Genomic DNA, 25,668 nt, shown 5'->3' with positions numbered 1-25,668 from the left:
ATGACCGATTGGTTATAAATAAAATTTAAAGTCAAAGAGTAATTAACAATTTACAATTCACCATTAACAATTAAAGATCATGTCAAAAACAATTTTAATTTCAGGAGCGTCAAAAGGATTCGGAAGAGCCTGGACAGAAGCATTTTTATCAAAAGGATACAAGGTAGCTGCAACAGCCAGAAATATTGATACCCTAGCCGACTTAAAGGCACAATACGGAGACGCCATTTTGCCTCTTAAACTGGATGTAAACAACCGCTCAGAGTCGTTTGCAGTGGTAGAAAAAGTACAACAACATTTCGGGACCATTGATATCCTGATCAACAATGCAGGTTACGCTTTAAACGGAGCTGTGGAAGAAGCTACAGAAAGCGAAGCAAGAGCGCAATTCGAAACCAATTTCTTTGGTACACTTTGGTTAACACAAGCGGTATTGCCAATTATGAGAAAACAACAAAGTGGGCATATTATTCAGGTTTCTTCTATTTTAGGAATTGCTACTTTGCCAATAATTGGTTTATATAACGCTTCTAAATTTGCCGTTGAAGGTCTTACTGAAACTTTGGCTTCAGAAGTAAAACAATTCGGAATTAATGTTACTTTGGTAGAACCAAACGGTTATGTTACTGATATTTGGGGTAACGGAATTATCAGCGAAAGCATCGATGCTTATGACGGAATCAAAAAAGCAATTGCAGAAGGACATGATCCTGATACTTTCGGAAAAACAAGTGCTACAGTTCCGGCTATTATTAAATTAGTCGAAGCCGAAAATCCTCCTCTACGCCTATTTTTAGGAAAAGTAGCCTTGCCATTCGCAAAACAAACTTACGAACAAAAACTAAAAACCTGGGAAGAATGGGCAGACGTTTCTGTCGCAGCTCACGGTTAATTTGATTTCTGATTTTAATTGAAAAAGCGAGGCGATTCTTTTGAATTATCTCGCTTTTTTTATCTAAAAAATTAAAACTTAATCGCAATTTTCCCAATCGTTCTCCCCGATTCTAAAAGCTGATGCGCTTTTTTCAAATTGTCCGCTGTAAGTCCGTTTAAGGTTTGATTTAAAGTTGTTTTTAAAATGCCTTCATCTAATAAATCGGCTACTTTATTTAAAATATGATGCTGTTCGATCATATCATCCGTCTGAAACATTGAGCGCGTGTACATTAATTCCCAAGAAAAAGAAACACTTTTACTTTTCAGCTTGTTAAGCGCAACGGGTTCACTGCTTCCGGTAATCGAAGCAATATGTCCTTGAGGTTTTATCAGTTCTGTCATACTATCCCAATAGGCATTGGTATCAACAAAATCCAAAATAAAATCAACCGTTTCAAAACCAGCTTCTTTTACCGAAGCAATTAAGTTTTTATGATCAACAACAAAATCGGCTCCTTGTTTTTTGCACCAATCTGTAGTTTCAGGGCGCGACGCTGTGGCAATAACCGTTAATCCTGCCATTTTCTTAGCCAATTGAATCGCTATCGAACCTACTCCGCCAGCACCTCCAATAATTAAAATTGATTTCCCTTTGTCTTTTTCCGTATTGATTCTGATTCGGTCAAACAAAATTTCCCAAGCCGTCAAAGCGGTTAACGGAATTACGGCCGCTTCTTCAATACTTAATGACTTTGGCTTTCTGCCAACAATTCTTTCATCAATAATTTGATATTCGGCATTGCTTCCTTGTTTTGTAATATCTCCGGCATAATAAACCAAATCACCAACTTCAAACAAAGTCACTTTTTCGCCCACTGCTTATACAATTCCACCGGCATCCCAGCCAATGATTTTTGGAGTTTCCAAAACTGTATCTTTTGCACTGCTCTGACGAATTTTAAAATCGACTGGATTTACTGAAATTGCATCAATTTTTACTAATAAATCATGTGCGCCCGGCACTGGTTTTACAGCTTCAAATTCGATAAAACTCTCTCTTTCTTCTATGTTTAATGATGTTTTAAATCCTATTGCTTTCATTCTTTTTAATTTTTAATTAAAATATAATAACAAATATACGAGCTGTTTAAACTTTTGAATTGGTATAATTTTATACTATATCGGTAGAAATTCTTCAGTTTTATTTAAACACATAGAAACATAGATTTTTTTTTTGAAAAATGTGAATGAAAAAAAACTCGTTTTTTAACACATAGCCAGCATAGTTTGACATTTCGAGGAGCGAAAAATCTCCACGAGAAACTCTACAAAGATTAGGGATTATTGATTTGGAGCTACTTGCGAAGATTTCTCGTTCCTCGAAATGACAAGATTGTGGAAAACTATATCTCTATGTATTTAAATAATAAAAAAAACAATTGACAATCAAAACTCCTTTAAAATGCAAATAACTGAATTTCAAACACTTCATTTTCATTCAATTTAAAATTAAAAATATTTTCAACTTTATTTTAAATAATGCAAAATCCAAGATTCCAATTTTATCGTAGTTAAGGGTGAAAATAGCAGAAAATTGTGGTAAACTCAAATGATAATAGTTTTTGGGGCATCATGAAATTTATCACATTTCTGACTATCGTTTGTTTCATTAAATTTTAAGAAATTACAGTTTGGAAAAATTAGAAATTGAAAGATTAAAAAAATCTTTACATTATTTAAAAAGTAAACAAAGGGAATTGAAAAAGCACGATGAAAATGAAATCCGAAGTTTTGAATCAATTATTAAATATCAAAAAAACTACATGGTGGAGCATTACAAATTATTGTATTATGAACCATCGATCAAACAAGACATCAAAAACACTGAAATTTTCATTGGCAACGTACAGAAAATTATAGACCTTTACCCCTAAACTGTTTACAAGAATTTAATTCGGTTTATTATTCATCAGCGCTTCTAATTTTTTCAATTTTGAATCCAAGGCCCGCTCCTTTCAAAATATGTTTAAATAAAAACTTTAAATTTGCTAAAGTTAAGCATTCGAAAAAATGAATATCAGAAAAGCCAAAATATCCGATTCAGAACAAATTGCTCCAATATTATTGCTGGCAATGGAAGATATCATTTATAAGTTTCTTAAAAAAGAAGATTACGCTTCCGCGAAACATTTCTTGCAGTATTTCATCGGAAAAGAAAACAATCAATATTCGTATCAAAATTGTTTTGTTGCCGAAGCTGATAATGAAATAATTGGCGCAGTAAATATCTATAATGGTGCCGATTTAGAAGTTTTAAGAACTCCAATAATTGAATATGTCCGAACTCATTTTAATCCGGAGTTTGATCCAGAGTTAGAATCAGAAGCCGGTGAATTTTACATTGATTCTTTAGGTGTAAATCCGAAACATCAGGGAAAAGGCATTGGTTCAAAACTGCTTCGATTTTTGATTGAAGAATTTGTTGCCAAAAACAATCAGACTTTAGGATTATTAGTTGAAGAAGGTAATCCGAACGCAAAAAAACTATATTTAAACCTCGGATTTCAATCTTTTGGAGAAAAAACTTTGGTCGGAAAAACGCTGGAACACCTTCAAATACGTCCAAAATAAAAGTTTTTTTATTTTTTTTCAAAATTTTGTCCAATTCTGAAACTTCAGTTGTCATTAGAGTATAAACAATTAAAATTATACAAAATGGAAACTAGAATTAATGTATTCGAAAAAGGTCAAAAAGCAATCTCAACATTATTTGGCGTAAGCGGTTATTTGAAAAAATCAGAACTTGAAAGATCACTTTTTGAATTAGTCGAAATTAGAATTTCGCAAATCAACAATTGCGCATATTGTATCGATATGCACACTAAAGAAGCAATGGCACATGGCGAAACAACGCAACGTTTGTTTGGCTTGAGCGCATGGAAAGAAACTCCTTATTTTACACAACGCGAAAGAATTGCCCTTGCTTACGCAGAAGCTGTAAATGCATGTGATGTTCCAGACGAAATCTACAATATTGCTAAAGCTGAATTTTCAGAAGAGGAATTAATTGATCTTACGCTAGCGATTGGCGCAATAAATATTTGGAATCGAATTAATATTGCTTTTGCCAATCCGGCTGGCACTTACAGAGTTGGGCAATTCGGATAAATAAACCAAGCTGTTTTTATATTTGGTAAAAACACTAAATTTATATCATTAAGCAAAATTAATTTTAACACATAGAAACATAGATTTTGTATTCTCGAAGAGGCGTTTCACTTGTTTAAATAAACATAGTCTACACAATCTTGTCATTCCGAGGAACGAGGACACGAGCGTTAGTGAACTGGCGAAGCAATCTCCACAAGTAGCTCCGTAATTAGAGGTCAATCTTTGTAGAGTTTCTCGCGGAGATTCCTCGTTCCTCGGAATGACAAACTTTGAGAAAAATGATTTGTTGCTTCTTTTTATAACATATTAAAACGTATCAAAATGAATGAATTCATATTAATTTTCAGAAGAGATTTTTCGACTAAAGAACTTCAGCCGTCGCCAGAAGAACTACAACAACATTTACAACAATGGCAAAACTGGTTTGGCGGTTTGGCGGCGCAAGATAAATTGGCAAGACCCTTACAGCGCTGGGACGGAAAAGGAAAACTCGTAACTTCAAACAAAGGAATCACTGACGGACCTTTTGTTGAAATCAAAGAATCTATTGGCGGCTTGATCGTTATAAAAGCCAAAGATTATGATGAAGCAGCAGCAATTGCACAAGGATGTCCAGTTCTTGATTTTGGAGGCAATGTCGAGATTAGAATGGCGGTTTAAAATAATTATGAATTGTTAATTGTAAATTAATAAATTATCATTTTATCTTTTTTGCAATTAACAATTCACAATTAATAATTTACAATTTTGGAAAAAGAGCTTATTCCCAATTTATTTAGAACTGAATATCAGAAGATTGTTTCAGTGCTTTGCAGTCTGTTTGGCATTCATCATATTGAAATTGCCGAAGATATTGTGAGCGATACTTTCTTGGCCGCTTCTGAAACTTGGGCTATAAAGGGAATTCCGGAAAATCCGACGGCTTGGCTTTATACTGTGGCGAAAAATAAAACCAAAAACCATTTTAAGAGAACTGATATTTTTGAAAAGAAAATTGTCTCCGAAATCAAATACAATGCACCGTTAAACAATCCGGAAATCGAAATTGATTTATCGGAACAAAATATTGCAGACAGTCAGTTGGCGATGATTTTTGCCGTCTGTAATCCTTGTAATGCTGCTGAAGCGCAAATTGCATTGGCATTGAATTTATTATGCGGTTTTGGAATAAGCGAAATCTCCGATGCTTTTCTATCAAATAAAGAAGTGATTTACAAACGTATAAATCGGGCCAAAGAAAAACTCAAGGAAGAAAATATTAAAATCCAAAGTCCGAATAAGACTGAAATCTCGGATCGAATGGATACGGTTTTAAAAACCATTTATCTCCTTTATTCGGAAGGTTATTACTCGACTTCACAAAATACCACGCTTCGCAAAGATCTTTGTGCCGAAGCCATGCGCTTAACCTATTTATTGATTCAGAATCAAAGCACCAATCTGCCTGAGACAAATGCTTTAATGGCATTAATGTGTTTTCATTCTTCCCGATTTGATGCGCGTACCTCAGAAAACGGCGAAATTATTTTATACCAAGATCAAGATGAAACACTTTGGAATCAGGAATTAATTGATCGAGGCACTTATTTTTTAGGCAAATCTTCTATCGGAAATACACTTTCAAAATACCATCTTGAAGCTGGAATTGCGTATTGGCACACCTTAAAAAGTGATACTTCAGAAAAATGGAAACATATTCTGGAGCTTTATAATCATTTGATCATTTTAGAATATTCTCCAATTGTGGCTTTGAACCGAACTTTTGCCTTATCAAAAGTTATTGGCAAACAAGAAGCTGTAATTGAAGCAGAAAAGTTAAATTTGACTGATAATCATTTCTATTATTCGTTGCTCGGAAATTTATATACCGATATTGACAATTTAAAAGCACTTCATCATTTTGAAACCGCGCTTAAATTGGCCAAAACAGCTTCGGATAAAAATATTATCAGCAAAAATATTTTGGAACTTTCATCCAAAATAAAGAAGTAAAAATAAAAATAACTTTGCCAATGCTTAACCATAAATTTTTTGAATCTAATTATAAAAAACTGGGCTTCTTTGCCTTGAATGAAGATTTTATTGAAGAAATTAATGGCGATTTGTACAAATCCTATATTAAAGTCCTTTATCTTCCTGAAGAATATTCGATTACAATAGACTTTAAGCATTATCAAACCTCCAGTCCTTCCCTATTTTTCATCAATAGCAATCAATATCTGCAAATTGATAAAGAGGGAAAAAAACAGGGTTATTTTATGTATTATAACCGAGATTTTTATTGTGTCCAAATTCATGATGCCGAAGTGGCTTGCGACGGATTATTATTCAATAATATTTTTGAAATGCCAATGACTGCACTGCCTGATAAAGAAGTCTTATTTATAGATGGTATTTACGCACAACTGCAACAGGAGTTTGATTCGCCCGATTCTTCTCAGGAAGAAATGATCAGAACGTACTTAAAACAGCTGATTATAAAGGCAACCCGAATCTGGAAAATACAGCAATTAGGCGTTTTGAATGAGGAGCCTTCAAAGGAAATGGATTTTTTTAGAGATTTCAGCCGATTGGTCGAAATTCATTTCAGAACCAAACATACCGTTGCAGATTATGCTGACATTCTTGGCGTTGCACCCAAAACACTTTCGAACAAATTCAATCGATTGGAACTTCAGCAACCAAATGATATTATTAAAGACCGAATTATTTTGGAAGCAAAACGTCTTTTAGGCTATTCTTCATTAAGTGTAAAAGAGATTGCATATCAGCTTGGATACGAAGATCCCGCTTATTTTAACCGACTTTTTACCAATAAAGTTGGCGACACTCCATCCAATTTCAAGAAAAAATACCTTCAAGGGAAAAATGTACAATTAGAATAGACTTTTATCTATTTTTAAGGCTTTATAACCGCCATATCTTTGTCCTATCAAATTATAAATAATTAAAAGATAAAAGATATGAAAACTATTAAAGCATTACAACAAAGTTTATTTATTGCAGCATTGTTAATCGTAAATACAATTGCTTCAGCACAAGAAAGACCTTATAAAGGACAAAATGACCCAGAAATATTTACAGAAGTTAGAGGCTTTTTAAACGCACTAAATTCAGGTGACGGAAAACCTTTGGAACAATTGCCTGTGGCGGACGCACGTAATGTTTTAGTTGGCGCACAAAAATCAGTCGAAGTGGATTATTCAGGTATCGAAGAATCTGAAAAAGTAATTTCGCAAAACGGTTTAAAAGTAAAAATTCACATTACAAAACCTAAAGGCGCAAAAGCAAATGCACCAGTCTTTATTTTTATCCACGGCGGTGGCTGGGTTTTAGGAGATTATCCAACTCATAGAAGATTAGTTAGAGATCTTGTAGTTGAAAGTGGTGCAGTTGCAGTTTTCCCTGACTATACTCCTTCACCAGAAGCTAAATATCCTGTTGCAATAAATGAAATTTATGCTGCTACACAGTGGGTTTCTGAAAACGGAAAAGAAATTGGTGTTGACGGTAAAAACCTTGCCGTTGTTGGGAACAGTGTTGGAGGAAATATGACGGCAGCAATTACTTTAATGGCAAAAGACAAAAAAGGTCCACATATTAAACTTCAAGTTTTACTTTGGCCTGTAACCGATGCTAATTTTGAAACTGAATCATATAATTTATATGCCAACGGACGTTTCTTGACTAAAAATATGATGAAATGGTTTTGGGATAATTACTTGCCAGAAACTGCAAAAAGAGCTGAAAAATATGCTTCTCCGCTTCAAGCAAGCTTAGCAGAACTTAAAGATTTACCTCCTGCATTAGTTCAAACAGCAGAAAATGATGTTTTAAGAGATGAAGGTGAAGCTTATGCGAGAAAATTAAACGAAGCTGGAATTCCTGTAACTTTAACAAGATACAACGGATTGATTCACGATTACGGACTTTTAAATCCAATTTCAAATGTTCCAGCGATTCAAACTGCTATTCAGCAAGCTGCAATTGTAATTAAAACAACATTGAAATAAGAATCAAATAAGAATCAAATAAGATAATAATAAAAAGAGACAGCAATAAGCTGTCTCTTTTTTTGCTCAAAAAAATTAAAATAGGAAATGGCTTTTATAAAAAAACTTCAATGTTAATTCCTATTTTATTTTCATGCTTACTATTAAAATAAAAAATAACAAAAAAATCCTGTGGCAAAAGTAATACGCCACAAAACAGAAAAAATCACTATAAATAGTGATTTTTTGTTTTTACTTTAAGTAAATTTTAAAAGTTTGAAGTAAATTCTTTTGCAAAATCTTCCAGTTTTGTTTTTCCGTCGATAGTTTTGTTTTTTAAGAAATCAGCTGCGATTGCTCCACTTCGCAAACCTGTTCCCATTTCTGTGTACAAACCTGCAAATTCTTCTGGTAATCCGGCCTGAATCATTCCTCTTAAAGATTGTTCATCAGTAAATTCAATCCATGGCAATTCTGTTTTTTCGATTGCTGTACCTAATATTTTTGCAGCTTCACCTGGCGTACGCACATCACTTATTATGTAACGAACATTTTTTCCTGATCCTATTTTTACTAATTCTTCAGCGACCGCAGTTGCGATATCTTCTGGATGCACATAAGGAATTACAGTTGATGCAGGATAATTAGCTCCCATAATTCCAGCGCCTTTTATCATTGGAACATCATTATAAAAATTAGTAAAGAAAAATCCCGCTCGTAAAAAAGTCACCGATGTGTTTTCTAATTTTTCATATATTTTTTCAATGTTATGAAGTCCTGCAATAGGGCCAGTTCCATTTGGCAAATCAGCGCCAATACTGCTCAACATTACAACTCTGTTTATTTGAGCTCCAGCAATTGCTTTAGCAAAAGCTTGGCCAGCATTTATTGTATTTGCTATAACATTACTGCCTCCCATGTTTGGCGGCGTCATTGCAAAAACGGCATCTGCTCCCTCAAATGCTTTCGCTAAAAAAACAGCATCGCTTACAGAACCAATTGCTGGTTTTGCACCTAATGCTTCGATCGCTTCACTTCGATCTGAATTGCTGGTGATTACCGTTACTTGATGTCCCGCAGCAATAAGTTTTTTTACTAATGGTTTCCCGATGTTCCCTAACGAACCTGATATTGTAATTTTCATGACTGTATATTTTTTTATTATCTGAAACAAAGGTATATTTGTACTTACTTTTACACAAGTACTTACCCTAAAGTATGCACAAATGACAGCAATTAAAGAAGCTTCGACTATTCAGGAAAATAAGCAATATGCATTAGAAAAATGTCCCGTAACGTATGTGATGGAAAAAATTGGAGGCTACTGGAAGCCTATTATTTTATATCATCTTTCTGGTGGAAGTCAACGCTACAGCGAATTAAAAAGAGCGATTCCGGCCGTTAGTGAAAAAATGCTCATCCAACACCTTAAACAACTTGAAGCGGATAATCTTATCATTAGAGAAGCAAAACCTGTTGTTCCTCCTTTTGTAACATATCGTTTAAGTCCTGCCGGAAACGGCTTGATGCCTGTTATTCAAGCAATGGCAGAATGGGCCTTTATTGATAAGGAAAATGGTTTTGTATCTTAAATTACTCAACTTCTTTTTACATTTACATAAAAAATTGTCCAATATGAAAAACATATCATTATCAAATGCCGGTTTTATTTTAAGAATCTTTTTAGGAATTACCATGCTTTCTGCAGTTGCAGACCGTTTTGGTTTTTGGGGAGCGCCAGGAGCACCAGGTGTAGCTTGGGGAAATTGGGATAATTTTATTGCTTATACACAAACGCTTAATTCTTTTGCTAGTAAATCACTTGCTGGAATCTTGGGTGCATTAGCTACTTTTTTCGAAATTACATTCGGCCTGCTTTTAATTATTGGTTTTAAAACAAAATACGCAGCTCTTGGAACTGCAGGATTAATGTTTCTTTTTGCATTAACAATGACTTTTGCAATTTCTATTAAAGCGCCATTAGATTACTCTGTTTTTACAAGTTTTGCAGCAGCATTGACACTTTCTTCTATTGAAAAAACAACTTTTTCTTTAGATTAGGGACAAAGTTACAAAGGGGCAAAGGTTTCGAAACTTTATACATAAAGCAAACCCGACAGGTTTTAAAAACCTGTCGGGTTTATAGTTTAGTGGCTCAAAAAAACCTTTGTCACTTTGTCCTCTGTCACTTTGTCCCTTCCTCCTAAAAATTTACTCGTAAGAGTACAATTTTACCTTCTGAATTTCATAATCATCAACGGCAATTCTTATATGTCGACCTTGATGAGTTTGATCTCCGTTGAAATGGCGAATGGTTTTCCATGCTCCGTTTTCAAAAATTCCCTGATCTGTTTTTAAAATTCCTGCATTCAGCTCTTTATTTTTTAAAGGCTTAAAAGTGACTACGATTCCGGAACCGGAAATATAAAATTCATCTGGAGCAATTTCAATTATAATGGCACTTGTCATTGGCCAAACCGCTTCTTTGGCACCATCTGACCAATTTAAGGTATAATCATGTTTGAACGTAAATTCATAATTTCCCATTTGAATAATCTGCGACTGATTTTCTTTATCCAATAAAACGCCTTCAATTTTTCCTTGTCCTTTATTCGCTTCAATAACAGGAGTTAATTGTTTTATCAATTCATAAATTTTCCCAAGCGGTTCTTTTTTTGCATCGGTGACCGATTCAATTGAAAACGGAGAAAAACCAATCGCTTCATAATGACCAATTGCGTATAAACCTTTGAATGGCGCAGTAATATCAAAACGATGTTCTGGAATAAATAAAGGATCGTCTTGGCGCGTAAACAGATCGTTCCAATGCTTAAAATTGGGATTGTAAAAATCTGGAGACAAAAAATCAATTGAATTTCCTGCTGCTTTCCAAACATCCATAAGATGTGGCAACGGGCCCGCACTAGGGTATTCGCCTGGCTTTTTTTCTGGTGCGTTTAAGGCTGCGTTTACAAACATCGGAATAGAATAGGCTTCTTTTCCTGCTTTTGCCACTTTATTAGTAAATTCTGAAAAATACCAAGCCATAAAAATTTCATCGGTCTGAAATCCTTTTCCAAAAACTTCTTCCCAATTCCCTTTGGTTTTAAAACCATTTTTCTTCCAGATTTCTAAAAATTCGGGAACTAATTTTTCTTTGTTTTGCTGTAAGTATTTTAATAATTCAGCTGAAACTTCTTTCTGAAAAGCAGTATTTGCAAGCGGACAATAATCTCTCGCCGTTGGCAACATTCCAATTTCATTCTCAACCTGAATCATGATTACGGTCTGCTCTTTTTGATCGAAATCTTTGATGTGTTTCATCAATATTTGAAACGCATTCAAATCGAAAAATAAATTATTTTCACTGAAAGGCGTCAGGATTTCATGACTTTTATTTTTGTCATCTTTAATTCTTGGATATTTCTTCTGATTTAATTTTACCCATGCCGGGGCGTGACTTGACATACTATTTTTCCATGAACCAAACCAAAGAAAAACCAGTTTCAAATTCTCCTTTCGGGCTCTTACAATTAAATCATCAACTAAAGAAAAATCAAATTTGCCTTCCTCCTTTTCGATCAATTCCCAATAAATTGGCGTCAACACTGTGTTTAAATTCATATCCGTCAATTTGGACCAAATTGGTTCCATACTTTCCATAGTAGTAGCTGAAGAATTTCCCAATTCTCCTCCGCGAATTATAAATGGTTTTCCGTTGACAATTAACTGTGTTTTATTTCCTTTCTTTTGAAGATTTGGAATTTTTTCCTGAGAAAATCCAAACTGTGCAAACAGTACCAAAAGCAGAAAAAATCTCTTTTTTAGAAAATATAGCATTCTTATTATTTTAAAAATTTAAGAAAACAAATAATCCATGCACAAATCCGAAATGGAATTTGTGTCATGGATTATTTTAGAATGAAACTATTACTTTTTTACTAATTCACCAGAGAATCCAGCACTTACATCTTTTCCTGCAAGACCGTCTGCAGTTCCTTTGTAAGCATGTTTACGAACATAATTAGCGTCCCAAAGGTTTGGAGACTCATTAGGAAGCCAGAATTCGTGTTCTTTTACGCTGTCTGAAACACCCCAAATTGTAATTCCGTATTGTTGTGCTGCCGGAATGTACTTTTTGTACATATCAATAACATATTGATACATTGCTGCCTGAGAAGCCTGTTGTTCAACCGTTGGTGTAGCAGTTCCTAATCTGATATCCAGCTCAGAAATTTTAATCAATTTTCCTGAAGCTGCTAATTTTTGGAACATCTGAACAATTTTATCTTTATCAGTTGTCAACGAAATGTGCATTTGAGTTCCAATTCCGTCAACTGTAGCGCCTTTGCTTTCAATATATTTTACATATTCAATCAAACCGTCACATTTGTCTAATCTTGATTCAAGATTATAATCGTTGATAAACAATTTGTCAGTAGCATTTCCGTTTGTACGTGCTAATTTAAAAGCAGTTACAGCATAATCTTTTCCAAGATATTTAATCCATGAGAAATAATCTGTTGCTGTGTCGCCTTCTGTTCCGTTTCTCAACGTTCCGTCTTCTTTCATTGGCTCATTCACAACATCCCAAGCAAAAACACTTGTTTTGTAGTGATTCATCATTTTTGTAATCCAATCTGCCATTGCATCACCAATGATTTTTGTTTTTTCAGCATCTGTTTTATCAATATTAACCGGTGGTGTTGCCCCTCCGCTTGACGTTCCGTCAGAAACTACCACATTGTCGATATAATATGTTCCTGCTAATAAACCTAAATCGAAGTTGAAACCCGTTTCAGTTCCTGCTGCCGTTATTTTCCACTCAACTAATTTCCAAGTTGGAGAAGTTGCCTGATTTCCTTGATATTGTGCCGATCCTCCTGTTGATGAGCAACGCACTGATCCTGTTGCATCTGAACGAATCATGTATGAAATAGTATAACTTTTTCCAGCAGTCAATGTCGAAGTAAAATCAGCATGAATCTGCGTTTTCCATTCTCCACCCGAATTATCAGTTGCATTCACTACTTTCATTGCTCCGTTTCCTTCGTAAGCATTTGCTGCTCCAGCAAGACTCAAAGCATCAGCTGCGCCATTGTATTTTGACCACCCTGTTAGATCTGTATTAAATTTACCATTGGCAACTAAGTTTGTAACTCCTACAGGCGCATCTAAATCAACAACCGCTAAAGTATTTACATCAATTAAATAAGTAACATTTGGCAAATAACCCAAATCAATATTAAACTGAAAAGTTGTACTTCCTGCTTTAAAATCACCTGGCGCTAATTTAATTTTGACTTGTTGCCAAGATGAAGTTGTTGCAAAAGCTTCTGTCCAAGATCCTCCTGTTGCGTACCAATCTTTATATGGATATTGGTTTGTCAATGAAGCATTAAACGAAAGTCGGCCTTTTCCAGCAACATCCGATTTGATGTAAAATGAGATTTCATAATTATGATTCGCCACAATTGGAACATTTGGTGATGTCAATTGTAAATTATAAGCTGCAGAAGATGTCGCGCTTGACTGCAATTGCACTGCCTGTGACGTGCTTGTAAGTCCAGAATTTGCTACTACCGAAATTCCTTTTCCTGGATTATTTCTTGCCCAATTCGTAAAAGCACCGCTTTTTAAACCCGCAATATCCAGAATGTTAGTACCGCTTGAACCCGGAATTACCGTTGGCGCAATAATACTGTTCAAATAACTTGCATTTTGATTCGAATGCCAAACTAAAGTGTGACCAAAAACTTTTAATCCTGCTTTCTTTGTTTCGGCGATAAAAGCATCAATTGTAGCAAAGTTTATTTCTCCTTTTGAGTTTACCATCGCGCCATGTTTCATAGCATATCCAGGCGTAACCTCGTCAAAATTCTCATTTACAATTTTGCGGTAAGCAGCATCGCTCATGTATAAATCTGCTCCAATTCCGTTTCCTAGAACAAAATTGGTGTAGTTTTTTAAAGGCTCGTAACGGCTTATTTTTTCAACTAATTCTAATGGAAGCTCTGCGCCAGTTACGGCACCGTGCTCCGGATCTTTTTCCCAGTCCATTAAATTATCATCACAAGATGATAAAAGCATTAATGACAAGGCAGCTATTGGAAGTATATTTTTATATTTCATTTTGATGCTTTTTTAGTTAAAATCGTTATAAACCGGTGTATTCATAGAAACTATTCTCCAGTTGTCTGTGTACACTTTTACAGAAGTCGCTTTTGCAGGAAATTCTACTTCACTTGCAGTTCCAGTTACATCTTTAAGTTTCACGTTAGAGTTTTCAAAATAGATTCCGAAGTTTTGATAGGTTGCCGCTTCACGATATGCCAAAACAGTTTCGAAAGTAAAAGCTTCTTTAGACCAAGCGTAGAATTTATTTAACGGAATTGTTACCGTTCTCCAGCCAGTTGATTTAATTTCTGAGGCTTTTCCGTCAATAATCCAAGGAACATAGTTGTAACAAGCTCCAGACCATTCTCCTCCATTAAAATTATTGATCATACAAATTTTTAAGAATCCGGTTTCTTTCCAAATTTCAGGAACATACATTTCAAATTGAAGTGCTACTTTATCAAGAGGCGTATTTGCCGGAATGTACGGCGTTAATTGTGCTCTCCAGTTATCTACTCCATTTCCTGCAGTCCAAACTTCTGAAAGACGATTTTTTCCAGCATCAAAAGAAGCAATACGAGCTGGACGATGCGCTACATATTTTCCTTGTGAAACATTCTCTGTTCCAACTGAAGCTGATTCTAAATCGGCTGGCTGAATCATGCTTGTGCTTGTTCCCCAATATCCGTGCTGTCCTTGTCCATCAAAATTAAGGAGCAATCCTTTTTTGAAATTGAAACATGCCGGAGAATAAACCCCACCATTTGAACCTTCAACAAATAATGAACCTCCAAGATCTGAAACACCGTTTGGCATTGCAACTGTGAAAAATTCACCGTCAGGATCTGAAACAATTCCTGTCGTTACGGTAACATTTCCAGGGAAAACTACTTTTTTAACTTCGGTCAAACCTGAACCTAAAACGTGGATAATTTCTCCCGGATTCGGCATTGTATTTGAAATTCCGTTAATAACAGGTTTTCCTGAACGAATATCAAATTTGAATGTCGTTTCAGTATTATCATTTACAAAACGAATAGTATTTCTTTCGGCTGGATCTGCTTCAATTGTTGGCGTATCTGAAGAAACACTAATAATCATTGAATTATCAGAAACAAATACCACATTAAAATACGTTGAATATCCATTTATAAATACTTTTCTTAATCCTGTAAATCCAGAACCTTCAATACGCAATGTTTGGCCTAAGCGGGCAAAACTCACTTCTCTGTCGGGAACAGTTGAATTTACGTCTTCTAGAAATACTTTGCTTATTACTATTTGTTTACTTGCGCCGTCATTATTATCGCAGGCAGTAAACAGTATACTAAAAACCATCATCCCAAGAAATGCGATGGGCGCCCAATACTTTTTATTTAAAATATATTTCATATAATCTTTCTTTTAGATTTATTATTTTCAGTCTGATTAGAATAAGTCTTTGATTTTTTCTTCTGTAAATTGATACGGAACTGGGTTTTCTCTCAATAACGGATTCTGAACCAATTCAGATTCTGGATAAGGCAACACAAAAATGGTAGCATCAATTACACCAATAGAACGCGTGCTGTTGCTTTTTGCAGGATCAATCGAAACTGTATTTGTTGCACTATCATATAAAATTGGCACAATAGTTCCTCTGTTTTGAGCAGTCACATAGTTGATTACTTCTTGCTGTTTGTAATACGACCTACGTACTAAATCGTACCAATATTGGCCTTCCATACACAATTCAACTCTTCTTTCGTGAATAATATCAGCATACGTTAAAGTTGCTTTTGGATCAAGTCCCGCACGCATACGAAGCGCATTCACGCCCGCAATTGCCAATGCATCAGCAGTTGAAGCATTATTTCCTAAAGCAGCTTCGGCATAATTCAAATAAACTTCGCCCAAACGCAACATATAGGTGTTTAAACCCGAATTCATACGACTTGTTTTAGCGTTGTCTTTCGTTGAGCCTACAACACCTTTTTTCACATTCAAGAAATCTTTGCTATGATCAACTGTGTAACCTCCGTTTGATTTGTTTATTTCTGGATAAAAATCATCATCACCCATCCAAGTTGCTTTACGACGTGCATCTTTAGTTTCATATTCTTTCAAAACATCATAAGAAGCTCTTGTCCAATAACCCCAAGCTGCATCATCTCCTGTAATATCAGAACCTAATGCAAAATAAGCCTGTTGTGTATTGTTTACGCCATAATCTCCGTTTGGAACCCATTGAAGTGCAAACATCGATTCTGGGTTGTTGTTATTATCAATTTTGAATAAATCTGCATAATTAGCCAACAATTTATAGGGTCCAGAATTGAAAACTTTTTCAGCTGCTTTTTTAGCCAAATCAAGATATTCTTGTTTTCTCGTACCGCTATTTGGGTTATCACTTACGCCTGAAAAAGACAAATAAACACGAGAAAGCATTCCGAAAGCACTATATCTTGTTAAACGTCCTGCTTGACCTGCTTGCTCTGGAAGATATTTTGCTGCAAATTCTAAATCGCGAATTGCAAACTCATAAACATCTTTCATCGGGCTTTTATTTACAATTGGATTTTTAACCAATTCTCTTGGATCTGTAGAAATAATAGCGTCACCCCAAAGCGATGCCAAATACCAGTAAGCAGTTCCTCTCATAAAACGAGCTTCGGCAATGTACTTGTTTTTAATCGTCGTATTTACATTACTGTCTGAAATACCAATAATTACATTATTTGACTGTTGTACAACATTGTATAAAGATCCCCAAGCAGAAACCAAAGGGCCTGTTAAACCTGTTTCAGATAAATCTGTAAATGGATAAACATAATCTGAGTACGGTGCATACAAATTGTCTGAGCGTCCGTCGCCTAAACCATAATAAAATTTATCATTGAAATCAAACCACACTTTATTGTAAAGTGGTCCTGTTGCCGCCTGAAAATCGGCTTCTGATTGGTAAAAATTTTCTTTTGTAATTTGATCTTCGGGTTCAACATCTAAAAGATCACTGCAACTAATCCAAACCAATGGTAATGCAATCAAAAGAACCGAGTATAATATTTTTTTTGTTTTCATGGTTTGCAGTATTTTAGAAGTTAACATTTAATCCAAGTGTTGTAATCATTGGCGAAGGATAGCGTCCGTTGTCAATGCCTGTTAAAAGAGCATCTTGGTTAAGTGAACCAACTTCAGGATCATACCCTTTATATTTTGTAAACGTTAAGAAGTTTTGAGCATTTGAGTAAATCTTGATATTCGATATTCCGTATTTAGAATATAATTTCTGCGGAAGATTGTATCCTATAGAAATATTCTTGATGCGCACATACGAACCATCTTCTACAAATCGGTTGCTGAAACGATAGTTTGATGATGAAGCCGCAGATGAAGCCGCAATTCTAGGCATATAAGGATCTCCGCCAACAATGTGTACGTTACGATAATCGTTTGGTCCTGTTGGATCAATTAATTCCAATTGTGCATAACCTAAAGCCGATGTCAATAAATTTGTGTTCTCTCTAGGATTTTCTAACCAACGTCTTTGGTAATTTACTACGTCGTTTCCATAAGAACCTGTTACCAAAATACTCACATCGAACCCTTTGAAAGAAAATGAGTTATTGACACCAAAAGTAAAATCAGGATTTGCATTACCAATGTAATCGCGGTCTTTTTCATTAATTACACCGTCTTTGTTGATGTCTTGAAAAATGTAATCTCCAATCCAAACACCATTTTCACCAATTTTCATCCCTTCTGGCAAAGCTGTTGGCTGTACCGTTCCGTTTTTGTCTTTATAATAGAAATCAGTAGCGTTTTCAAAACGTCCAATAACTTTATATCCATAGAATTGACCAATTGGCTCACCAACTGCAGTACGAGTAACAACCGTTACATCAGAGCCTTGTTGAATGCTTTTGTTCAAGATTCCTGTTTCTGTGTTTAATGATAAAACTTTGCTTCTGTTCATTGAAAAAGTAACATTCGTTCTCCAAGAGAAATCTTTTCTGTCCATGTTCAAAGTATTCAGCGTAAACTCAATACCTTTATTTTCAAGCGAACCAACGTTTACCCAAGGAGAAGATGTTGAACCTTGTCCTGTTGTTCCAACATAAGCCGGAAGAGGCAATTGTAAAAGCAAATTGTCTGTCTTTTTATAGTAAACATCTGTAGTCAATTCAATTCTGTTATGTAAGAAACCCAAATCAAGACCAATATTCGTTTGGCTAGAAGTTTCCCATTTCAAATCCTTATTTGCTGTATTTGCTGCAAGAAGTCCAGTTCCCCAGTTTGTTGCCGATGCGTTGTAAGTTGATGTATAGGCGAAGTTTGGTACGTTTTGACCACCTACTTCTCCCCAACCAACGCGGAATTTCATGTTATTGATTACTTTGCTGTCTTTTAAAAATTCCTCATTTGAAACTTTCCAAGCTACAGCTGCAGATGGAAACCAACCCCACTGATTTTCTTCGGCAAATTTTGAAGAACCATCACGACGAATCGTTGCAGTCAATAAATATTTGTCGTTAAACGAGTAAATCAATCTAGCAAAATACGATTTCAAAGCACTTGTGTTGCTACCATTTGAGTTTTTAGCTGTTGTTGCATCACCAGCATTTAAATCGGTTGCACCATTTGTTAAATATCCTGAACGATATCCGTAAAGGTTTTCCCAGTGAGATTCTTGCATTTCCTGAGATACCATTGCATTAATATTGTGAGCACCAAAAGTCTTGTTGTAGTTCAAACTATTCGTCCAGATCCAGAAATCGCTGTTTGATTTTGTTCTTGTTCCTTCGCGAACATCATTTACAAGAGCACCAAAAGTATAAGATGGACTGAACGTATAATTGTTTGCAAAACTATAATCTACAGAGTATTGCGATTTGAATTTCAAATCTTTCGTAAAACTGATTTCAGCATACGTGCTCGCTCTCATATTATAATTGATATTGTGATTGTCTTTAATCGAAGCCAAACCAATAGGATTGTTTTGCACAAATTCTGTTGTATCTGGGCCGTCAAAAGTTCCGTCTGCATTGCGTACTGCAACATTTGGAGTTTGTTTAAGCGCAGTTAGAATCAAAGAATCGTCCGTAACTGTAGTGGTTTGATTTGTTTTACTCAAAGCAAAATTCACTCCTACTTTAAAATAGCTTTTAACTTGAGAATCAACAACTCCTCTTAAATTGAAACGGTCAAAACCAGATCCAATCGCGATACCTTCCTGATCTAAATATCCAATTCCTAATGCATAAGTAGTATTATCAGTTCCTCCAGAAGCAGATAAATTGTAACTCTGCATCATGGCTGTCGTGAAAAGCTCTTTTTGCCAGTCGGTTCCTTCTCCTAATAAATCAGGTCTGATGAAAGTATTGTCACGCTGTACAATTCCTAAATCAGCACGCGTATTTTTAAGTATGCCATATTCTTGTAAATTCAACAAATCCAAATGTTTTGGGATTTCCTGCCAACCTACATAACTGTCAAAATTAAGCGCCATGTCACCTTTTTTGCCACGTTTTGTAGTAACGATAATTACTCCATTTGCCGCTCTAGATCCGTAGATTGCAGTCGCTGAAGCATCTTTTAAAACATCCATCGAAACAATGTCAGAAGGATTGATAGAAGACAGCGGATTTGACATTAAAGCATTTGCCGTTCCATCAATAATAACACCGTCAATTACATATATAGGTTCATTAGACCCATTTAACGAACTGATTCCACGAATACGAACCGAAGAACTCGCTCCCGGCGCACCGCTGTTTGCCTGAATTTGAACTCCCGCTACACGCCCTTGTAAAAGCTGATCAATAGTTGTTGTCACAGATTCTGTAACTGCTTTACTTGAAATTGAAGAAATAGCGCCCGTCAAATCGCTTCTTTTCATGGTACCATAACCTACTACCACTACTTCCTTCAAGTCATTTAAGTCTTCTTTGAGTGTAACATTTATTTTAGTTTGATTAGCAACAGCTACTTCTTTTGATTTATATCCAATGAAGCTGAACACCAAAACGCCATTAGCCGGCAAAGTATTAATGGTATAAGCGCCATCAAAATTAGAAACGGTGTTAATATTGGTTCCCTTTACAATGATATTAACTCCAGGTATTGGTCCATTTGCATCTGAAACTACCCCAGATACAGTGGTTTGTGCATTTACCGCAGCAGAAAACACGAACATCAGGAATAGTAACCCAAGATTTTCAAAGTATTTCCATTTGCTTTTCGTAATTAAAAAGTTAGTCATAAATGGTTGATTTAATTAGTTAATAGTTTGGTTAGTTGGTTATTTTTTGAACAGACTTATATTTAGTATGCATTTGAATCCTAATGAAAGCCAAAACAAATCTTTGTCTGAACAAATATATATAAAATACAACAATACACAACCGGTTGTGCAATTTTTTTATTTGAATAATTAAAAAAAACACGGTTTAAAAAATACATAATTTAATTTTTATATTAAAATTTTAAACATTTAATAAAACAACATCGCATTACAACGAAAACGTTGTAGATAAATTTATGTTTTCTAAAAAAAAATAAAAAAAATGCAAAAATTGAATATTAGATTTTTTTCATTTTCAACCTACAAGATTATGATTGAACAAACTGTAAGTAAACATTACGTACTTTGGATACGTCGTAGGAAAATTGACAGTACTTCCTTTTTATTCAGAAAAATAAACCAAAAAGGCAATCGGTTGCTTATTAAAACAAAAAAACTCCCGTCATCAAATTGACGGGAGTTTTTTTATACTACTAAAAAATTGATTGCTAAAATCAATAATTAACTATAATTGAACCAGTTGAAACATCTTCTGATTTTAGTTTTTTACCTTAAAACAAAATTATTTTCTATGAGAAGATTCTCGAACAAGAACTTCTGTATTTAAAAAAGTAATTTCCTGAACTTCACTTTCTTTAAGTGATTTCAGGTTTTTTATAATGATTTCGGCTGCTGCCTTTCCCATTTTTTCTGCTGGATGTGTAATCGTAGATAAATTAGGGTCTATAATTTCAGAAATAGGGTCATTATTAAAACCAATAACTGCCAGATCTTCAGGTACTTTTATTCCTCTTTTCTTTGCGGTTTGCACAGCACTTACTGCAATAATGTCTCCAGAGGCAAATATTCCGTCTGGAATTGGCTTTAAATCAAACAATTTATTACTGGCTTTTACACCATCTTCATAAGTAACCGACTTTAAATCAACGATCAACTCATCAATAATAGGCAAGTTATGGTCTCTTAAAGCTTCTGTATAACCTCTTTTTCTTTCATTATAAAGGTTTCCAAATTCAGCTCCAGCCGTTAAATGCGCAATTCGCAGACAGCCTTGCTCAATAAGATGTTTTGTCGCTTTATAACCTGCTGAGTAATTATCAATTACAACTCTAAACGTATTGTAATCCTTTGGAACCCTGTCGACAAATACTAGCGGAATATTATTATTTGAAAATTGCTCAAAATGCGAAGTATCTCTTGTTTCCATCGCAAGCGAACAAATAACACCGCTCACACGGTTGCTGTACAATGATTTAGCCATATTTACTTCTTCGGCATAAGAATCGTGCGACTGCATAATAATTACAGAATAGTCCGATTTCTGAGCTGTAATTTCAATACCACTAATCAAAGAAGATAAAAAGGGCTGTGTAACTGTTGGAATCAAAACTCCAATTGTTTTTGTTTTATTTCCACGTAAACCTGCTGCCAGAGTATTAGGAACAAATCCCATTTCTTTGGCTGCTTTTTTTACCTTTTTTATAGTTTTATCACTTATTGAATGATGATCTTTTAAAGCTCTTGAAATTGTAGAGGTCGCTAAATTCAGCTTCTCTGCAATATCGTAGATCGTTACATGTTTATTCTCTTCCATGAAATAAATAATATAAGATGTAAATATAAGTTATTTTACAACATTATAGGATTTCTAAAATTGACTTAATGAATTATCTTAATTCGAATTACAGAATTATCTAACTTTCTAATTATCGAATTATCTAATTCCCTTATTCCTCATACATTTCCATCCAAAGACGTGTTTCTTCAAGATCCAGCTCTTTTTCTATTTTTCTGAAAATCTCTTCGTTTACTGAGCCATTTTTATGCATCAATTCTAATTTTGCGCGCTCAACGTTAAGCAAATCAATTTGTAATTTTGTAAAATCATTAAAAATCTCCCCTCCCATTACATTTCCTTTTCCGAAGAAATTTGCCGGAAGTTCAGTCTTCTGCAAACGATTAAATTTTACTTCATATTTGCTTTTAATATTATGAAGCAAATCGTCATTTAAGAGTGAAAAATTATCTTCAATATGCGCAATTGTCTCTGAAACAATTACATTTCTAATTTCATATTCTTCGGCTAAAATCGAATACGGCTGTAGTTTTAATTTTCGAATGAGCCAAGGAAGCGTTAATCCTTGAACGACTAAAGTCGAAAGTATCACGCAAAAAACCAAATAAATAATAAGGTTGCGAAGCGGAAATCCTTCTTTTTCATTCAACATTAAGGGCAATGCCAATGCGGCAGCCATAGAAACCACACCACGCATTCCGGACCAACCAAAAATAATCATGTTACGGTAATCAAATTCTTCATTGGTACGTATTTTTTTGCTGAGAAATCTCGGAACTAATGTTGCCGGAATAATCCATAAAAAACGAACTAAAACGACAACAATACTTATACTCGCGCCCCATAAAAACAAAGAAGTTCCAGAATAATTGCTTATTCCCGAAATAATATCACGCAACTGCAGACCTATTAATATAAAAATCAGACCATTTAAGATATTGGTTAAGATGTTCCAAATAGTTCCTGCCATCATTCGGCTTTCATGTGTAAAAATAACGCTCGATCTTGCCGACAGAAAAAGCCCCGTCGTTACAACCGCAAGAACTCCAGAACATTCAAAATGCTCGGCAATTAAATACGATGCAAACGGTGTTAAAAGTGTCAATGTCGCTTCAATAACATCATCGCAGACAAATCTTTTATGAATAATGCTCATCACGTAACCTACCAAAAGACCAATCGCAATTCCTAAGGTCGACATGATAAAGAAATTCAATCCGGCTTCCCACAACACAAAATTTCCAGCAATTATAGCGGTTAGTGCATATTTGTATGCCACAAGTCCGCTGGCGTCATTCAGCAAACTTTCACCTTCAAGAATAGCAATCAAGCGCGGATGCAGTCCAAGTCCTTTTGTAATTGAAGTTGCTGAAACAGCATCTGGAGGCGAAACAATTGCTCCTAATAAAAAGGCTAACGGCCAAGAGATATCATCAATCAACATATGCGCCACAACGGCAACAGCAAATGTGGTAAATAAAACCAGTCCTACTGCAGCAAGCGTAATAGGTCGAATTGTTTTTTTGAATTCGTACCAGCTGGTGTACCATGCTGCATGATATAAAAGTGGTGGCAAAAAGATAATAAAAACGACTTCGGGATTTAAGGCAATTACTGGAAGCCCAGGAACTACACTGATTGCAACACCACAAAGAACCAGTACAATAGGAATAGGAAAATTATATCTTTTGCTCATTAAGCTCAAAAAAGCGACGCCAAAAAGTAACATTATAATGACAGTAATATTTTCCATTTATGATTGGTTTTGGTTTTTAAATTTTGTCTCGATCCTGAAACTTCGGGACGGGATTGGAAACGGCTACTAAATTAATATTTAATGAGAATTATATCCTTTTTTTGTTTTAGAAAATAAATTTTAAATGAAATTAAACTTTTACACCTCTTATAAGTCTTATAGAAAGAAAATCATATGAAAAACTCTTAAAATCTGCTTAAGACCAAAGTTTATGAGCCAAATAAATTGATTTACTGATATTAATTTTTACATTTGCGTTATTTTTATTTATTCTAAATAGAATCGTTTTGAAGAATGATTTTTATAAAAAAGAACACATAAATATTAACTTACTGAATAACAACAAATACCAAAATATGAAAAAGAATATCTTTCTTTATTTGGCATTAACTACCGCTTTTTTTGTTAATGCACAGCAAAAAAATACTTTATTAGAAGCTTCTTTTTGGAAAACAGCTCCAGATGTAAATACTGTTAAAGCCGAAATTGCAAAAGGAAATAATCCAGCAGAAGCCAATGCAAATGCTTTTGATGTTACAACATTAGCCATTAATAATGATGCACCATTTACAACTATAACATTCTTATTAGATCAGCCAGGAAATCCTGTAAACAAATCTACACACGATAATCGTATTTATTTGCACTGGGCCGCTTATAGAGGTAATACCGAATTAGTGAACTACTTAATCTCAAAAGGATCTGATATTAATTTTGAAGACAGCCATGGCACTACACCACTAGTTTTTGCTGCAGGCAATGGGCAATCTGATCCAGCGCTTTATGATGCATTTTTTAAAGCCGGAATCGATCCGAAGAAAAAATATAAAGACGGAGAAAACTTATTGCTTTTAGGCATTCCGTCTGACAAGGAATTAAAACTTGCCGATTTTTTAACAACAAAAGGTTTATCTCTAAAAGATACTGATGCAAATGGCAGCACTGCATTTGATTATGCTGCCAGAACTGGAAATATTGTTCTTTTGAAAAAATTATTAGAACGAAAAGTAAAACCAACTGACAACGCGATACTTATCGCAACTCAAGGAAGTCGTAGAGAAACAACTTCACTTGAAGCTTACAAATTTTTAGTTGAAGATTTGAAGTTAAAACCAACTGTAACAGGGAAATCTGGAGAAAACGTGCTTCATTTATTAGCTGGAAAACCTAATCAGAAAGAAATCCTTGCTTATTTCTTATCAAAAAATGTTGATGCAAACAAAGTAAATAATGACGGAAATACTCCGTTTATGATTGCAGCAGGCGCTAGAGAAAATGGTGCATTAGAAGTATTATTGCCTACAGCAAAAAATATCAATCTCAAAAATACAAAAGGAGAATCGGCTTTAACAATGGCTGTTAAATCAGGAACAACAGAAGCGGTTACACTTTTATTAAATAAAGGAGCTGATGCAAAAGTTCTTGATAAAGACGGAAATAATCTTGGCTTTTATTTAGTACAAGCTTACAGACCAGATCCTAAACAAGATACTTTTGATGCCAAAGCAAAACTGCTTCAAGAAAAAGGATTAAATCTTGCTGCTCCACAAAAAGATGGAAGCACTTTGTATCATTTCGCAGCAGCGAAAAACGATCTTTCTTTGGTAAAAAAATTAGCTGCTTTAAATATTGACGTAAATGCTAAAAATAAAGACGGAATTACAGCATTACACAAAGCTGCAATGGTTGCAAAAGATGATTCAATTTTAAAATATTTGCTTTCAATTGGTGCTAAAAAAGACCTTATGACAGAATTTGACGAAAGCGCTTATGCATTAGCAAAAGAAAACGAGTCTCTGACCAAACAAAATATATCAATCGAATTTTTAAAATAAGATTAAAAAAAGTTATGAGTTATGAATTATAAGTTTTGAGTTAAAAACTCATACTTCATAAC

Annotated in this window: 19 protein-coding genes and 1 pseudogene; 11 read left to right on the top strand and 9 right to left on the bottom strand. The window is 34.7% G+C overall.

Annotated features, from left to right (window positions below):
• Window positions 1-79: 79 nt before the first annotated feature.
• On the top strand, window positions 80-892 hold the full coding sequence (locus RB619_RS03950; RefSeq protein WP_308094450.1) for an SDR family NAD(P)-dependent oxidoreductase: 813 nt from the start codon (window positions 80-82) through the stop codon (window positions 890-892).
• A 71-nt stretch (window positions 893-963) separates the two neighbouring features.
• On the opposite strand, the pseudogene RB619_RS03945 reads toward RB619_RS03950, so the two are convergent.
• Window positions 964-1,977: pseudogene (locus RB619_RS03945) on the bottom strand (zinc-binding alcohol dehydrogenase family protein).
• A gap of 656 nt (window positions 1,978-2,633) precedes the next feature.
• Here RB619_RS03945 and RB619_RS03940 point away from each other — a divergent pair.
• The 7 genes from RB619_RS03940 to RB619_RS03910 all read left to right on the top strand — a co-directional run bounded on the left by RB619_RS03940 (window position 2,634) and on the right by RB619_RS03910 (window position 8,060).
• Complete coding sequence (locus RB619_RS03940) at window positions 2,634-2,810, top strand: hypothetical protein (RefSeq protein WP_308094447.1); 177 nt, start codon at window positions 2,634-2,636, stop codon at window positions 2,808-2,810.
• Window positions 2,811-2,946: 136 nt separating this feature from the next.
• On the top strand, window positions 2,947-3,507 hold the full coding sequence (locus RB619_RS03935; protein WP_308094444.1) for a GNAT family N-acetyltransferase: 561 nt from the start codon (window positions 2,947-2,949) through the stop codon (window positions 3,505-3,507).
• A gap of 84 nt (window positions 3,508-3,591) precedes the next feature.
• Window positions 3,592-4,044 (top strand): carboxymuconolactone decarboxylase family protein, encoded by a 453-nt coding sequence (locus RB619_RS03930; RefSeq protein WP_308094441.1) that lies wholly within the window; start codon window positions 3,592-3,594, stop codon window positions 4,042-4,044.
• Window positions 4,045-4,368: 324 nt separating this feature from the next.
• Window positions 4,369-4,707 carry a YciI family protein gene (locus RB619_RS03925; RefSeq protein ID WP_308094438.1) on the top strand — a complete coding sequence of 113 codons (339 nt, stop codon included), beginning with the start codon at window positions 4,369-4,371 and terminating at the stop codon, window positions 4,705-4,707.
• 84 nt (window positions 4,708-4,791) lie between these two features.
• Window positions 4,792-6,039 carry a DUF6596 domain-containing protein gene (locus RB619_RS03920; RefSeq protein WP_308094720.1) on the top strand — a complete coding sequence of 416 codons (1,248 nt, stop codon included), beginning with the start codon at window positions 4,792-4,794 and terminating at the stop codon, window positions 6,037-6,039.
• A 20-nt stretch (window positions 6,040-6,059) separates the two neighbouring features.
• On the top strand, window positions 6,060-6,932 hold the full coding sequence (locus RB619_RS03915; protein WP_308094436.1) for an AraC family transcriptional regulator: 873 nt from the start codon (window positions 6,060-6,062) through the stop codon (window positions 6,930-6,932).
• Window positions 6,933-7,010: 78 nt separating this feature from the next.
• Window positions 7,011-8,060: an alpha/beta hydrolase gene (locus RB619_RS03910; RefSeq protein WP_308094434.1), complete on the top strand. Its 1,050-nt coding sequence runs from the start codon at window positions 7,011-7,013 to the stop codon at window positions 8,058-8,060.
• A 247-nt stretch (window positions 8,061-8,307) separates the two neighbouring features.
• On the opposite strand, the gene RB619_RS03905 is transcribed toward RB619_RS03910, so the two are convergent.
• Window positions 8,308-9,183 carry an NAD(P)H-binding protein gene (locus RB619_RS03905; RefSeq protein ID WP_308094432.1) on the bottom strand — a complete coding sequence of 292 codons (876 nt, stop codon included), beginning with the start codon at window positions 9,181-9,183 and terminating at the stop codon, window positions 8,308-8,310.
• Between the two features lie 82 nt (window positions 9,184-9,265).
• Here RB619_RS03905 and RB619_RS03900 point away from each other — a divergent pair, with 82 nt between their 5' ends.
• A complete protein-coding gene (locus tag RB619_RS03900; RefSeq protein WP_308094431.1) occupies window positions 9,266-9,631 on the top strand; it encodes a helix-turn-helix domain-containing protein in 366 nt (121 codons plus the stop codon).
• Window positions 9,632-9,674: 43 nt separating this feature from the next.
• Window positions 9,675-10,100, top strand: a complete 426-nt coding sequence (locus RB619_RS03895) for a DoxX family membrane protein (RefSeq protein ID WP_308094429.1) — start codon at window positions 9,675-9,677, stop codon at window positions 10,098-10,100.
• A gap of 150 nt (window positions 10,101-10,250) precedes the next feature.
• Here RB619_RS03895 and RB619_RS03890 read toward each other — a convergent pair whose 3' ends face one another.
• The 7 genes from RB619_RS03890 to RB619_RS03860 form a co-directional block, all read right to left on the bottom strand.
• Window positions 10,251-11,879, bottom strand: a complete 1,629-nt coding sequence (locus tag RB619_RS03890) for a DUF5597 domain-containing protein (RefSeq protein WP_308094427.1) — start codon at window positions 11,877-11,879, stop codon at window positions 10,251-10,253.
• A gap of 90 nt (window positions 11,880-11,969) precedes the next feature.
• On the bottom strand, window positions 11,970-14,171 hold the full coding sequence (locus tag RB619_RS03885) for an endo-1,4-beta-xylanase (RefSeq protein ID WP_308094426.1): 2,202 nt from the start codon (window positions 14,169-14,171) through the stop codon (window positions 11,970-11,972).
• A gap of 12 nt (window positions 14,172-14,183) precedes the next feature.
• The gene (locus RB619_RS03880; RefSeq protein ID WP_308094424.1) at window positions 14,184-15,548 is read right to left on the bottom strand and encodes a glycan-binding surface protein; all 1,365 of its coding nucleotides are present in this window, start codon (window positions 15,546-15,548) and stop codon (window positions 14,184-14,186) included.
• A gap of 36 nt (window positions 15,549-15,584) precedes the next feature.
• Window positions 15,585-17,216, bottom strand: a complete 1,632-nt coding sequence (locus RB619_RS03875; RefSeq protein ID WP_308094422.1) for a RagB/SusD family nutrient uptake outer membrane protein — start codon at window positions 17,214-17,216, stop codon at window positions 15,585-15,587.
• A gap of 13 nt (window positions 17,217-17,229) precedes the next feature.
• Complete coding sequence (locus RB619_RS03870) at window positions 17,230-20,397, bottom strand: TonB-dependent receptor (protein WP_308094420.1); 3,168 nt, start codon at window positions 20,395-20,397, stop codon at window positions 17,230-17,232.
• Window positions 20,398-21,001: 604 nt separating this feature from the next.
• A complete protein-coding gene (locus RB619_RS03865) occupies window positions 21,002-22,033 on the bottom strand; it encodes a LacI family DNA-binding transcriptional regulator (protein ID WP_308094419.1) in 1,032 nt (343 codons plus the stop codon).
• A gap of 133 nt (window positions 22,034-22,166) precedes the next feature.
• Window positions 22,167-23,768 carry a Na+/H+ antiporter gene (locus RB619_RS03860; RefSeq protein WP_308094417.1) on the bottom strand — a complete coding sequence of 534 codons (1,602 nt, stop codon included), beginning with the start codon at window positions 23,766-23,768 and terminating at the stop codon, window positions 22,167-22,169.
• Between the two features lie 359 nt (window positions 23,769-24,127).
• Between RB619_RS03860 and RB619_RS03855 the strand changes: the two genes are divergently transcribed.
• Entirely contained in the window at window positions 24,128-25,606 is a 1,479-nt protein-coding gene (locus RB619_RS03855; RefSeq protein WP_308094415.1) for an ankyrin repeat domain-containing protein, read from the top strand.
• Window positions 25,607-25,668 lie beyond the last annotated feature (62 nt).

The sequence above is a fragment of the Flavobacterium sp. LHD-80 genome (assembly GCF_030929605.1).
Taxonomy (GTDB): domain Bacteria; phylum Bacteroidota; class Bacteroidia; order Flavobacteriales; family Flavobacteriaceae; genus Flavobacterium.
The sequence above is the reverse complement of the archived record's forward strand: the minus strand, read 5'-3'. Positions and strand labels throughout refer to the sequence as shown.

What these genes read in the sequence shown, in the direction of transcription:
- RB619_RS03855 (WP_308094415.1), top strand. Translation starts at nt 24,128, where the DNA reads ATGAAAAAGAATATCTTTCTTTATTTGGCATTAACTACCGCTTTTTTT.
- RB619_RS03935 (WP_308094444.1), top strand. Translation starts at nt 2,947, where the DNA reads ATGAATATCAGAAAAGCCAAAATATCCGATTCAGAACAAATTGCTCCA.
- RB619_RS03895 (WP_308094429.1), top strand. Translation starts at nt 9,675, where the DNA reads ATGAAAAACATATCATTATCAAATGCCGGTTTTATTTTAAGAATCTTT.
- RB619_RS03860 (WP_308094417.1), bottom strand. Translation starts at nt 23,768, where the DNA reads ATGGAAAATATTACTGTCATTATAATGTTACTTTTTGGCGTCGCTTTT.
- RB619_RS03950 (WP_308094450.1), top strand. Translation starts at nt 80, where the DNA reads ATGTCAAAAACAATTTTAATTTCAGGAGCGTCAAAAGGATTCGGAAGA.
- RB619_RS03865 (WP_308094419.1), bottom strand. Translation starts at nt 22,033, where the DNA reads ATGGAAGAGAATAAACATGTAACGATCTACGATATTGCAGAGAAGCTG.
- RB619_RS03925 (WP_308094438.1), top strand. Translation starts at nt 4,369, where the DNA reads ATGAATGAATTCATATTAATTTTCAGAAGAGATTTTTCGACTAAAGAA.
- RB619_RS03905 (WP_308094432.1), bottom strand. Translation starts at nt 9,183, where the DNA reads ATGAAAATTACAATATCAGGTTCGTTAGGGAACATCGGGAAACCATTA.
- RB619_RS03885 (WP_308094426.1), bottom strand. Translation starts at nt 14,171, where the DNA reads ATGAAATATAAAAATATACTTCCAATAGCTGCCTTGTCATTAATGCTT.
- RB619_RS03890 (WP_308094427.1), bottom strand. Translation starts at nt 11,879, where the DNA reads ATGCTATATTTTCTAAAAAAGAGATTTTTTCTGCTTTTGGTACTGTTT.
- RB619_RS03870 (WP_308094420.1), bottom strand. Translation starts at nt 20,397, where the DNA reads ATGACTAACTTTTTAATTACGAAAAGCAAATGGAAATACTTTGAAAAT.
- RB619_RS03900 (WP_308094431.1), top strand. Translation starts at nt 9,266, where the DNA reads ATGACAGCAATTAAAGAAGCTTCGACTATTCAGGAAAATAAGCAATAT.
- RB619_RS03930 (WP_308094441.1), top strand. Translation starts at nt 3,592, where the DNA reads ATGGAAACTAGAATTAATGTATTCGAAAAAGGTCAAAAAGCAATCTCA.
- RB619_RS03880 (WP_308094424.1), bottom strand. Translation starts at nt 15,548, where the DNA reads ATGAAATATATTTTAAATAAAAAGTATTGGGCGCCCATCGCATTTCTT.
- RB619_RS03910 (WP_308094434.1), top strand. Translation starts at nt 7,011, where the DNA reads ATGAAAACTATTAAAGCATTACAACAAAGTTTATTTATTGCAGCATTG.
- RB619_RS03875 (WP_308094422.1), bottom strand. Translation starts at nt 17,216, where the DNA reads ATGAAAACAAAAAAAATATTATACTCGGTTCTTTTGATTGCATTACCA.
- RB619_RS03915 (WP_308094436.1), top strand. Translation starts at nt 6,060, where the DNA reads ATGCTTAACCATAAATTTTTTGAATCTAATTATAAAAAACTGGGCTTC.